Raw genomic sequence first — 11,809 nt, 5'->3', positions numbered from 1 at the left:
ATCTGTGCCTCGGGGGTGGCACAGCAGTCCCCGACGGTAGGAGGGGTGTCATACAGACAGCGTGATATCCGGTTCTGCCCGGCGACCGGTCGTCGGAATGTCGGGGTGTGTTTGCCGGAAGTGCGGTGAACCTTGCAGTTTTCGGTGTGCCCGGGGATTGGCGCCTCAGAACCAGCGTCGCAGGTCCATTCCCGCATACATGTCACCCACCTGGTCGGCGTAACCATTGAACAACCGCGTCGGGATGCGCTCGGCAAACAACTTGCTGGCCGTGCCGGCGATCCGGCGCTCGCTCTTCTGGCTCCAGCGCGGGTGGTCGACGTCCGGGTTCACGTTGGAGAAGAAGCCGTATTCGTTCGGCTGCAGCCGATTCCAGCTGCAGTGCGGCGGATGGCGGGCGAAGGTGATCGCGACGATCGACTTGATGCTCTTGAAACCGTACTTCCACGGCACCACCAGCCGCAGCGGAGCGCCGTTCTGCTGCGGCAGCGGTTTGCCGTACAGGCCGGTGGCGAGCAGGGTCAGCGGGTGCATGGCCTCGTCGATGCGCAGGCCCTCGCGGTACGGCCAGTCGATCGAGCGATAGCGGATGCCGGGCATCTGCTGGCGGTCGGCGAGGGTGGTGAAGGCGACGTAGTTCGCATTCGAGTTCGGCTCGAAGCGCCGGAGTACATCGGCCAGCGGCACCCCCAGCCAGGGGATCACCATCGACCAGCCCTCGACGCAGCGCAGCCGGTAGATGCGTTCCTCCGGCAACAGCCCCTTGAGCAGGTCGTCGAGCGACAGCTTGCCGGGCTTGCCGCATTCTCCGCCGACCGCGACCGTCCATGGCGAGGTGCGCAGGGTCTTCGCCGCCTTCGACGGATCGCTCTTGCCGGTGCCGAATTCATAGAAGTTGTTGTAGGTGGTGATGTCCTCGTAACGGGTCAGCTCTTCGTCGGTCTTGAAGCCCGACTCGACCTCGGCGCGTGTGACCGTGGTGGCGGGGGGCGCAGGAGGCTCGGCTTCGGCGCAGCCGGACAGGCCCAGTGCGGGAGACGCGGCCAGGGCAGCAAGCAAGCGCCGGCGGTCGCGGTAGATCGCCTCGTCGGTGACCTGCGACGCAGGAATCCGCAGGCAGGCTTTGAAGGCATTACGCAAATTCATGAGTGACGGCTCCGTTCCGCGGCACCATTCAAGGTACGTTGCCGGATGGTGAAAGGTTACGCCCGCAACCGACCCCGTGCCCGCTGCTGCACTGCGGCATACTAGGGAAATTCGTCCATTCGCCTTCCAGCCATTCCTGTCTTTGGAGCCCCTCGATGACCCGTGCGTACAACTTCAGTGCCGGCCCGGCCACCTTGCCCGAATCCGTGTTGCAGCAGGCGCAGGCCGAAATGCTCGACTGGCATGGGGCAGGGGCGTCGATCGTGGAACTCAGCCACCGCGGGCCGGAGTTTTTGCAGGTTGCCCGTGAGGCCGAAGCCGACCTGCGCACGCTGATGTCGATTCCGGACGACTACGCCGTGCTGTTCCTGCAGGGCGGCGCGACCGCCCAGCAGGCATTGATCCCGCTCAACATCGCCAGCCCGGGCCAGAAGGCCGATTACGTGCTGACCGGTCACTGGGGCAAGACCGCGATCAAGCAGGCCAAGCCCTACGTCGACCTGAACATCGCCGCCAGCAGCGAGGCCGGCGGCTTCCGCGACATCCCGGCACGCGGCGAATGGCAACTGTCCGATGACGCGGCCTACGTCCACATCACCGCCAACGAGACCATCCACGGCGTCGAGTTCCGCGACACGCCCGATGTCGGCGACACGCCGTTGGTGGCCGACTTCAGCTCCAGCATCGTCTCCGAGCCGCTGGACGTATCGAAGTACGGCGTGATCTACGCTGGCGCGCAGAAGAACCTCGGTCCGGTCGGCGTCAGCGTCGTGATCATCCGCCGCGACCTGCTCGAATGTGCCGGCCAGCCGCGCGCCGATATCTTCAACTACGCCTCGCATGTGGCGAAGGAGTCGATGCTCAACACCCCGCCGACCTGGAACTGGTACCTGGCCGGGCTGGTGTTCAAGTGGATGCTGGCCGAGGGCGGGGTGGAGGAGTTCGCGAAGCGCAACGCGCGCAAGTCGGCACTGCTGTACGACGTGATCGACAGCTCCGGCGGCTTCTACCGCAACGAGGTCGCCGCGGCGGTGCGCTCGCGCATGAACGTGCCGTTCTTCCTCAAGGACGAAGCGCTCGACAAGCCGTTCCTCGCCGAAGCGAAGGAAGCCGGCCTGATTTCGCTCAAGGGCCACCGCGCGATCGGAGGCATGCGCGCCTCGATCTACAACGCGATGCCGGAAGCGGGTGTGCAGGCCTTGGCCGGATTCATGCGTGATTTCCAGCAGAAGCACGGATGACCGTAGCCCGGGTAAGGCGAAGCCGCACCCGGGACTGGCGGTGTATTTCCCGGGTGCGCTTTGCTTACCCGGGCTACGAAAGCAGGTAGATGAATGACCGAAAAGTCTCGTAAGCAGGGCAAAGGTATTGCGAAGAAGCCGAAAGCGGCGAAGAAGGCCGCTGCAAAGCCCGACGCCGCTGCAAAAGCCGCAAAATCGACAGCCAGGCCCGACCTCGCCGAATTGCGCGTGCGGATCGACAGCATCGACCACACCATCCAGGCCTTGATTGCCGAGCGCGCCCAGTTCGCCGGCCAGGTCGGGCAGGCCAAGGGCAAGCTGGCGGCGGCGGTGGACTATTACCGCCCCGAGCGCGAGGCGCAGGTGTTGCGTCGCGTGGTCGACCGCAACGCCGGGCCGCTCAACGATGACGTGCTGGTGCGGGTGTTCCGCGAGATCATGTCGGCCTGCCTGGCCCAGCAGGAGCCGCTCAAGATCGGCTTTCTCGGCCCCGAGGGTACCCATTCCCAGCAGGCGGTCTACAAGCACTTCGGCCACTCGATCCACGGCCTGCCGCTGGGCACCATCGAGGAGGTGTTCCAGGAGGTCGATTCCGGCGCCGCCGACTTCGGCGTGGTGCCGGTGGAAAACTCCACCCAGGGCACGATCCAGTCCACCCTCGACATGTTCCTGACCTCGAACGTGAAGATCTGTGGCGAGGTCGAGTTGCGTGTCCATCAGCATTTGTTGTCGCGCGGCGGCCGGATCGAGGACATCGAACGCGTCTATTCGCACCCGCAATCGTTCGCCCAGTGCAAGGCCTGGCTGCGCCAGCACCTGCCGCACGCGGAGAAGATCCCGGTCAGCAGCAATGCGGAAGCCGCGCGCCGCGCCCGCAACGCCGACGATGCCGCCGCGATCGCCGGCATCAGCGCAGGCACGGTCTATGGGCTGAAGAACGTCGCCGGCCCGATCGAAGACCGGGCCGACAACACCACCCGCTTCCTGGTGCTGGGCCGCGAGCTGTTTCCGCCGTCGGGCAACGACCGCACCTCGCTGCTGGTGTTCATCAAGGACCAGCCCGGCGCGCTGTACAACATCCTCGCCCCGTTCGCGCGCCATGGCCTGAGCATGAACCGGATCGAGTCGCGTCCGGGCAATATCGGCCTGTGGCAGTACGCGTTCTTCATCGATGTCGCCGGCCATGTCGAGGATGAGGGCATCCGCAGCTCGCTCGAGGAGATGACCGACTTCGTCGAGGAAGTGAAGGTGCTGGGCTCATACCCGGTCGCGATCGCATGAGCGCCATGGTCGACGACACCCCCTTTGGCGATGCGCCGCCGCCGGTACTCGATGAGGCCTGGTTCGCCGCGCGGGCGACGACGGGCATCCAGGGGTTGAAGGCCTACGACCCGGGCCACGATCTGGTCGCCTTCCGGCGCCGTTGCGGCGACGGCAGGCTGGTCGAGCTTGGCTCGAACGAGAATCCGTATGGTCCGTCGCCACGTGCGCGCGAGGCGATCCTCGCCAACCTGCACATGCTGCACCGCTATCCGGATCCGCTCGGTGGCGATCTCAAGCGCGCGCTGTCGGCCAGGCATGGCATAGGTACCGACCGCATCCTGCTCGGCAACGGTTCGCATGAGTTGTTGATGCAGATGGCGCAGGTGTTCGCCGGGCCGGGCACGGATGGGACCGCTCCGGAAGTGGTTGCCCCGCGTTTCGGCTTTGCGGTGTTCGCGCTGGCGACCCAGGCGGCCGGCGCGCACTTGCGCATCGCCGAGCCTCTGCCACGCGATTCGGCAATGCCGCTCGGCCATGACCTCGACGCTTTGCTGGCCGCGATAACCCCCGACACGCGCCTGCTCTACGTCGCCAACCCGAACAACCCGACCGGCACCTGGTTCGGTGCCGGAGCGCTGGCGGATTTCATCGCCCGGGTTCCGCGCGAGGTCATCGTCGTCGTCGACGAGGCCTACGCGGAAATGGCCGATGCACCGGACTACGCCAGCGCGCTGGGCCTGCTCGATGCGCATCCCAATGTCGTCGTCACTCGTACCTTCAGCAAGGCCTACGGGCTGGCCGGCCTGCGCGTGGGCTATCTGATCGGTGCGCCGGGGCTGGTCGCGGTGATGGAGCGGCTGCGCGAGAGTTTCAACGTCAACGGCCTGGCATTGACTGCCTGCGAGGCGGCGCTGGGCGACGAGGCGCACATCGAGCAGGCGCGCATCCGCAACGCCGAACAGCGCGAATCGCTGTCCGCCGACCTGCGCGGGCGGGGGCTGGAGGTGTTCCCGTCGCAGACCAACTTCGTGCTGGTCGGCTTCGGCCGCGAGGCGGCGCCGATCGAGTCGGCCCTGACCGAACGCGGCGTGATCCTGCGACCGATGGGCGGCTATGGTCTGCCGGATTGCTTGCGCATCACCGTCGGTGATGCGGACGAGAACCGGCGTTTGCTGGCCGCGCTGGACGAATGCCTTTGACGTCATCCCGGCGAAAGCCGGGACCCATCTCGATTTTCAGTAGCTTCAGTAGCCCGGGTAAGGCCAACGGCCGCACCCGGGATCATCGCTCAGCTCCCGGGTGCGCTTCGCTTACCCGGGCTACGAAACCGACAACCACGAACCCATGACCTCCTGGCTCGCCAACTCCAACCAGCCCCTTCAAGGCGAACTTCGCGTCCCCGGCGACAAATCGGTCTCGCACCGCGCGGTGATGCTTGGCGCGCTGGCCGAGGGCACCACCCATGTGCATGGCTTCCTCGAAGGCGAGGACACCCGAGCCACCGCGCGCGTGTTCGAGGCGATGGGCGTGCGCATCGAGACGCCGAGTGCAAGCGAGCGCATCGTCCATGGCGTCGGTCTGCACGGCTTGAAGACACCGACCGGCGATCTGGATTGCGGCAATGCCGGAACCGGCATGCGATTGCTGTCGGGTGTGCTGGCGGGACAGGGGTTCGATTCGGTGCTGGTCGGTGACGCCTCGCTGTCGAAGCGGCCGATGCGACGGGTGATCGACCCGCTTTCGATGATGGGAGCGCTGATCGAGCCCGAACCGGGCGGGTTGCCGCCATTGAGAATTAACGGAAGAAAAGGTCTGCAAGGCATTGATTTCAAATCACCTGTAGCCAGTGCTCAGGTCAAGTCGGCGGTGTTGCTGGCCGGCCTGTACGCGCGCGGCGAAACCACGGTGACCGAGCCGCACCCGACACGCGATTACACCGAGCGGATGCTGGCCGCGTTTGGCTGGCCGATCGAGTTCCAGCCTGGCTTCGCGCGCCTGTCCGGTGGACACGTGCTTCGCGGTGGCGAGGTCGCGGTACCGACGGACTTTTCCTCGGCAGCGTTTTTCCTCGTTGCCGCCAGCATCGTGCCGGGTTCGGAACTGCGTCTGCGGGCGGTCGGCATGAACCCACGCCGCACCGGCCTGCTCGCCGTGCTGCGGCTGATGGGAGCCGATATCCGCGAAGAGCGCGCGTCGGGCCAGAGCGGGTCCGAGCATGGAGCTGAGCCGGTCGCGGATCTTGTCGTCCGCCACGCACCGCTGCACGGCATCGAGGTGCCGGAAGCGCTGGTGCCGGACATGATCGACGAGTTCCCGGCGCTGTTCGTGGCGGCCGCTTGTGCACAAGGCCGGACCGTGGTGAGTGGTGCCGCCGAACTGCGGATCAAGGAGTCCGACCGCATCGCGACCATGGCGGCAGGACTGAAAGCGCTTGGCGTAGACATCACCGAAATGCCCGACGGGGCGGTGATCGAAGGCGGGCGCGCACGCCTTCCGTTTCGCGGCGGCAGCGTCGACAGCCACGGGGACCACCGCATTGCGATGAGTTTCGCAGTGGCCGCGCAGCGGGCAGAGGGTGAAGTCCTGATCGAGGATGTCGCCAACGTAGCGACTTCGTTCCCGGGTTTCGTCGAGCTGGCGACGGGTGCCGGGATGGGGTTGATCGACGCCTGACTCAACGTCATCCCGGGTGCAGCGAAGGATCTGCTGTTCTCCTTCGTCGGGGCACGGCCGGGTATGGCTTTGCAGGACACGCCGTGACCCCGTCCCTGGGGGCTCGGATGCGGCATCCATGCCGTATACGGTCCTGCAAAGCCATACCCGGCCGTACCTGGACAGTTTGGAGGGGAGATCCTTCGCTGCTTCCGGGATGATGGCTTACCGCTTGAACTCGATCGGGATGTTGACCGTGGCCTCGACCGGTTGGCCATTGGCCAGCGCCGGCTGGAAACGCCAGCGCCGCACCGCGTCTTCGGCGGCTCGGTCCAGTCGCCTCGAGCCACTGCTGTGCGCGACGTCGGTGCGGCGCGGCCTGCCATCCGTTCCGACCGTAGCGCGGACGACCACGGTGCCGGTTTCACCGCGCCGCAGCGACGCTGACGGGTAACTCGGCGGGGGACTCTGGTCGGGCAACGGACGCGGCTCGCTGGTCATCGGGGGGCGGGACCGGCGACAGGCTCCGGCATCGCGCCCGCGGCGGCATCGGCTGGCGTGGCCGGTCCAGGAGTTGGCGGCGGCGTGGTTTCGACCAGGCGAGGACGGTCCGCGCGCTCGTCCAGCGGTTCGGGCGTCTCGCCCATGCCACTGCCGCTGTCGTCGCCCTCGACCGGAGCGGGCAGGGGGGTGTAGCGGGGTGTGGCCGCGGTCGGCGGTGCCGCGTCGTCGGGTCGGTAGAAATCGTCGCCACGGCTACGGAACAGCACCAGCAGGAACAGCAGCAGCCCGAGGGCGAAGGCGGCTGCGATCCATAGCAGCACACGGCGGCCCGGCAGCCAGGCGGCGGGATCGAACCGGCCGGGACCGGATGACGATGGGGAGTCAGGCGTCATGGCGTTCCAGGAACTTGCAGGTAAGAGGGCTTGCAGGAGCCTGCATTCTGGCATGCGACGGCATGAATCCGGCCGCAACCGGCGCACGGTTCGCGACAGTGGCGACCGGAACGGCGATAATCACCGGCCGTTCCGCCCGAGATCCGATCCGTCATGCTCGATCCCAGCCTGCTGCGCCAGCAACCCGCCGAACTTGCCGCCCGCCTGCGCGAAACGCGCGGCTACGAGCTCGATGCCGACGCGCTGGCCTCGCTGGAAGCCGAGCGCAAGCAGATCCAGGTCCGCACCCAGGAGCTGCAGAACCTGCGCAACACCCGCTCCAAGGCGATCGGCCAGGCCAAGGCCAAGGGCGAGGACGTCGCGCCGCTGCTGGCCGAGGTGGCCGGTTTCGGTGACGAGCTGAAGGCCTGCGAAGCGAAGCTGGAAGAGATCAAGGCGAAGCTCGACGCGATCGCCCTCGGCATTCCCAACCTGCCGCACGAGAGCGTGCCGGCCGGCGCCGACGAATCCGCCAACGTCGAACAGGGCCGCTGGGGCACGCCGCGCGACTTCGATTTCGAGGTCAAGGACCATGTCGAGCTCGGCGAGCGTCATGGCTGGCTCGACGGCGACACCGCCGCCAAGCTGTCGGGTGCGCGCTTCACCGTGCTGCGTGGACAACTCGCGCGCCTGCACCGGGCGCTGGCGCAGTTCATGCTCGACCTGCACACCGGCGAGCATGGTTTCGAGGAAACCAACGTCCCGCTGATCGTCAACGCCGACAGCCTGTACGGCACCGGTCAGCTGCCCAAGTTCGAGGAGGACATGTTTTCCACGCAACTGGGCGAGCATAAGCGTTACCTGATCTCCACCTCCGAGATCTCGCTGACCAACATCGTCCGCGACGAGATCGTCGACCCCGAGCGCCTGCCGCTGCGGATGACCGCGCACTCGCTGTGCTTCCGCTCCGAGGCCGGCAGCCACGGCAAGGACACCCGCGGCATGATCCGCCAGCACCAGTTCGAGAAGGTCGAGCTGGTCAGTATTGCCCGGCCCGAGGAGAGCTACGCCGAGCACGAGGCGATGACCCGCGCCGCCGAGGTGGTGCTGGAGAAGCTTGGCCTGCCGTATCGCCGCATGCTGTTGTGCAGCGGCGACATGGGCTTCGCCGCGACCAAGACCTACGACCTTGAGGTCTGGCTGCCGAGCCAGAGCACCTACCGCGAGATCTCCTCGATCTCCAACTGCGAGGCCTTCCAGGCCCGTCGCATGCAGGCCCGCTGGCGCAACCCGGAGACCGGCAAGCCCGAACTGGTGCACACCCTCAACGGTTCGGGTGTCGCCGTCGGCCGTTGCCTGATCGCGGTGATGGAAAACTACCAGAATGCCGACGGCTCGATCACGGTGCCCGAGGCGCTGCAGCCGTACATGGGTGGGCTGGACCGCCTGGCTTGAGGGTCGGGATGCGCGTGCCGCCACGCTCCGGGGCCGGAGCGTGACGGCGGCTGAGGTCAAAGGGACCGGAGTTTAAAGGTCGGACCATTCGCCTTCAGCGAGATCGAGCAGGGCGCCGGCATGCCTGAGCGTATCCAGCGCCTGGCTGCAACCCGCATAAGCCTTCTCCAGTGAACGGGTTGCCAGATTGCCCTGGCAGTCCAGCAAGCGCTTCGCGCTTACCTGCAGGTTTCTGCTTGCGGCGTCCTCGACGCTGCTGATGTAGCGTTCGAATCCGTCCAGCTGGGTCCGCCGACGCTCCTGGATGCGGGTGTCGATCTGACGGGTCAGCTCGGGCAGCCGCTTCCGGGCCTCGGCGAGCAACGCATCGGCGCGCCTCGTGTCCCCGTCCGGTAGCGCTTGCTTGATGTCTTCCAGCAGGAGTTCGACGTTGCCCCACGAGTGGTTGTTGACCTTGTACCCCCAGCCACCCAGGGGCACGCAACCGGGCAGGCACGAGAGGTGCTTGCCGTCGGCACCGATCCAGCTGCTTCCGTAGTTGGAGTACAGCTGGAGGTAGTGCGTTCCAAGTGCCGGCTCGTAGACGTGCCCGGCTTGGGTCTGGAATACCAGTTCGTTCCCATTGGGGCATCCCGCCTTGGGCACCCAGATTTCGACGGTCGAGTACAGGTCCGCCGAGGAAATGGTGTTGCCGTACTGGTCGACCCAGCGGTAGTAGGACGGGAGTGTCCAGCGCCGGCCGCAGGCGCTGTTGGGGATGGTCAGCTTGGTGTTGCCTTCGGCGAGGTCGCCGTATTCGAAGTAGCCGTTATTGTCGTCGACGTACCAGGCTTTGTAGGATGCGTCGGCATTGGCCGACAGCAAAAGGAGTCCGGCGGCGAGCAGGGTCGTGCAGGAAAGACGGGGGAAATGCATATGAATTCTCCGGTGTGGATGGGTGCGGAACCGGCAAAGGGGGCGCCGGTCGCATGGGTGTAGTCGCAATCGCGTGACAAACCCCGCCACCTTCCGGGCGGGAAAGCACTTTGGTGGGACTGGATTGCGAAACATGCCAGGGTGAAGAAACGGGCCCGCGATGCGGGCCCGTTGGCGTATCCGATGCCGACTGCGATGAGTGCGTCTTCGCGCCGGAGACGGGGTCGGAGTGCTGAACTCCGGACCGTTGTCGGTCCGGCCGCATCGGCATCGTGATCGGTCAGAACGAATTGATCAGAACAGGTTGCCGCTCGGCCAGGCGGATACGCCTTCGACGATTTCCTTCAGCAGATCGTTGATCTCGTCGGTGCCGCCATTGCCGGAGTTCGAGGTCGCCGCGTAGCCGAAGCCGTCGCTGCGGCGCCGATAGACAGCCTTGGTGCCGGCCATCGCACCGTAGTGCGCGTATGAATTGCTCAGTACGGTCTCGTGACGCATGAAGCGCAGCAGATCGATCGGCGTGGCGATCCAGCCGCCATGCGAGTCGAAGCGCTGCGGTTTGACGCTCGAGTACGCACCGTTGCCGTAGTACTTGACCTCGTTGGGCTTGCGGTCGGCCAGTTTGTCGCCGCCGATGACCATTCCGCTGGCGCCGGCCGGCTTGAGGATGGTGTCGCGCACGTAGGCTTCGTAGCTCTTGCCGCTGCGGGCTTCGATCACGCGTCCGAGCAGGCTGTAGCCGAAGTTGGAGTAGGTCTGGTCGCCCGGAAGTCCGGGATCGGTGCCGGGCGCGTAGCCGAGCGGATAGTTTTCCAGTGCCCACTCGATCAACCCTTTGTGGGTGGTTCCGGTGTAGGCGAACATCGGATCGCTGCCGTTGCCGTTCTTGTCGATCCGCAGGAAGCCGCCGCGGTGCCGGATCAGGTGATCGACGGTGATGTCTTCGATCTGCGTATTGTCCGACGGAGTCGCGTACTGGCCGCCAAGCACGCTGCGGCTGCCGAACACTTTCGAGTTCAGGGTCAGACTGGTGTCGTCGATCAGTCGCCGGGTCGCCACGACGGTGATCGGCTTGGACACGCTGGCGATACGGAAACGGTGCTTCGGCCCGACCGGCAGCCCCGCCTCGACGTCGGCCTGACCGAACCCCGCCGCGTACACCAGACGCTTGTCCTTCATGATCGCGATCGACATGCCCGGGATGTCTTTGGCCTTCATGTAGGCGCGCACCTTGTCGTCGATCAGCTTGAGGTCCTGCGGCTTGAACACGGTGTTCGTCCACAGGCCGTTGAAGCGCACGCCGCTGGCCGAGTTGAAGGCCTCGATGTACTGCGGCTCCCAGCTCTGGTAGGCGTAGTTGTCGAACACGTGCTGGTAGTGGGTCGCGGGGATGCCGTGCCGTGCCGACCACTGCGGGCCGCCAGTCTTGGTCCAGACTGCGGCGTAGCGGTCGCTGTTGCCCTGGCGGTAGCCGCTGACGACCTTGAGCCGGTAGCCCTTGCCGGTGAACTCGTTGAACGCCTGCTGATAACCGCCGGCGGTCAGTCCATGGCGAGCAACCCAGGCCGGCATGCTCTTCTCGAAGATGGCGGCGAATCGGGGCGAGCCGCCGACACTGAAGGCACTGACGTGCGACACCCCGTATCCCTGGCCGGACAGACTGGTGACCGCGGCCTGGTACTGGTCCGCGGTCAGATCGTGACGGGCCTGCCAGGCCGGGCCGCTGCTCTTTTGCCAGATCGCGGCATAGTAGGGCTTGCCGCCGACTTCGTAGCCGTTGACGTAGCTGAGCCGGTAGCCCTTGCCGGTGTAGTCGTTGAAGGCGGCCTGGTATTGCTGCGGGGTCAGGCCGTGGCGCGCGGCCCAGGCGGGACCTGCCTGTTTGCTCCACAACGCGGCATAGCGTGCTCCGCCGCCTTGCTCGTAGCCGGATACCGACATCAGCCGATAGCCCTTGCCGGTGTAGTTCTGGAAGGCCTGCTGGTATTGCGTGCCGGTCAACCCGTGGCGGGCAACCCACTCCGCGGCCGAGGCTGGTGTGGCTGAGGCCAGCAACAGGCCTGCGGTGGCCAATGCGGCGAATACGGCATATGTCCGGCGCCATCGCGATCGTGACTGGGCAATGGCTTGAATCTGGACCGGGGGGGAATGAACGTGGGCTTTCATCGGACTCTCCTTATCGAATTGGACGGTGCGTCCATGGCCCGGCTGCAGGCCGGCAATGGGTGCGCATCCAGGTAGTCGTGTTCCGCCGGCAATTCC

10 protein-coding genes are annotated in these 11,809 nt (G+C 66.0%); 5 read left to right on the top strand and 5 right to left on the bottom strand.

What is annotated here, in order from left to right; genetic code table 11:
- Positions 1–165: 165 nt before the first annotated feature.
- Positions 166–1,146, bottom strand: a complete 981-nt coding sequence (msrP, locus tag FKV23_RS08490; protein ID WP_141623465.1) for a protein-methionine-sulfoxide reductase catalytic subunit MsrP — start codon at positions 1,144–1,146, stop codon at positions 166–168.
- Positions 1,147–1,301: 155 nt separating this feature from the next.
- On the opposite strand from msrP, the gene serC reads away from it, so the two are divergent.
- The 4 genes from serC (at position 1,302) to aroA (ending at position 6,323) form a co-directional block, all read left to right on the top strand.
- Positions 1,302–2,387, top strand: coding sequence for a 3-phosphoserine/phosphohydroxythreonine transaminase (gene serC / locus FKV23_RS08485; protein ID WP_141623464.1), 1,086 nt, complete (start codon positions 1,302–1,304; stop codon positions 2,385–2,387).
- 93 nt (positions 2,388–2,480) lie between these two features.
- Positions 2,481–3,668, top strand: coding sequence for a prephenate dehydratase (gene pheA, locus FKV23_RS08480; protein ID WP_141623463.1), 1,188 nt, complete (start codon positions 2,481–2,483; stop codon positions 3,666–3,668).
- The gene (gene hisC / locus FKV23_RS08475; RefSeq protein ID WP_141623462.1) at positions 3,665–4,849 is read left to right on the top strand and encodes a histidinol-phosphate transaminase; all 1,185 of its coding nucleotides are present in this window, start codon (positions 3,665–3,667) and stop codon (positions 4,847–4,849) included. The genes pheA and hisC overlap by 4 nt, the downstream gene beginning before the upstream one ends.
- A gap of 145 nt (positions 4,850–4,994) precedes the next feature.
- Positions 4,995–6,323 (top strand): 3-phosphoshikimate 1-carboxyvinyltransferase, encoded by a 1,329-nt coding sequence (gene aroA / locus FKV23_RS08470; RefSeq protein ID WP_141623461.1) that lies wholly within the window; start codon positions 4,995–4,997, stop codon positions 6,321–6,323.
- Between the two features lie 204 nt (positions 6,324–6,527).
- On the opposite strand, the gene FKV23_RS17505 is transcribed toward aroA, so the two are convergent.
- Together FKV23_RS17505 and FKV23_RS17500 are read right to left on the bottom strand one after the other, a co-directional pair.
- On the bottom strand, positions 6,528–6,803 hold the full coding sequence (locus tag FKV23_RS17505) for an energy transducer TonB (RefSeq protein ID WP_244243949.1): 276 nt from the start codon (positions 6,801–6,803) through the stop codon (positions 6,528–6,530).
- Positions 6,800–7,198: a hypothetical protein gene (locus FKV23_RS17500; protein WP_244243948.1), complete on the bottom strand. Its 399-nt coding sequence runs from the start codon at positions 7,196–7,198 to the stop codon at positions 6,800–6,802. The genes FKV23_RS17505 and FKV23_RS17500 overlap by 4 nt, the downstream gene beginning before the upstream one ends.
- 153 nt (positions 7,199–7,351) lie before the next feature.
- On the opposite strand from FKV23_RS17500, the gene serS reads away from it, so the two are divergent.
- Positions 7,352–8,632, top strand: a complete 1,281-nt coding sequence (gene serS, locus FKV23_RS08460) for a serine--tRNA ligase (RefSeq protein ID WP_141623460.1) — start codon at positions 7,352–7,354, stop codon at positions 8,630–8,632.
- A gap of 72 nt (positions 8,633–8,704) precedes the next feature.
- On the opposite strand, the gene FKV23_RS08455 is transcribed toward serS, so the two are convergent.
- Together FKV23_RS08455 and FKV23_RS08450 are read right to left on the bottom strand one after the other, a co-directional pair.
- On the bottom strand, positions 8,705–9,547 hold the full coding sequence (locus FKV23_RS08455) for a hypothetical protein (protein ID WP_141623459.1): 843 nt from the start codon (positions 9,545–9,547) through the stop codon (positions 8,705–8,707).
- Positions 9,548–9,841: 294 nt separating this feature from the next.
- Positions 9,842–11,713: a serine hydrolase gene (locus FKV23_RS08450; RefSeq protein ID WP_141623458.1), complete on the bottom strand. Its 1,872-nt coding sequence runs from the start codon at positions 11,711–11,713 to the stop codon at positions 9,842–9,844.
- Positions 11,714–11,809: the final 96 nt, after the last annotated feature.

It is taken from the genome of Lysobacter alkalisoli, assembly GCF_006547045.1.
GTDB lineage: Bacteria > Pseudomonadota > Gammaproteobacteria > Xanthomonadales > Xanthomonadaceae > Marilutibacter > Marilutibacter alkalisoli.
Note: the sequence above shows the minus strand (reverse complement) of the source record. Positions and strands in the feature narration are given on the sequence as shown.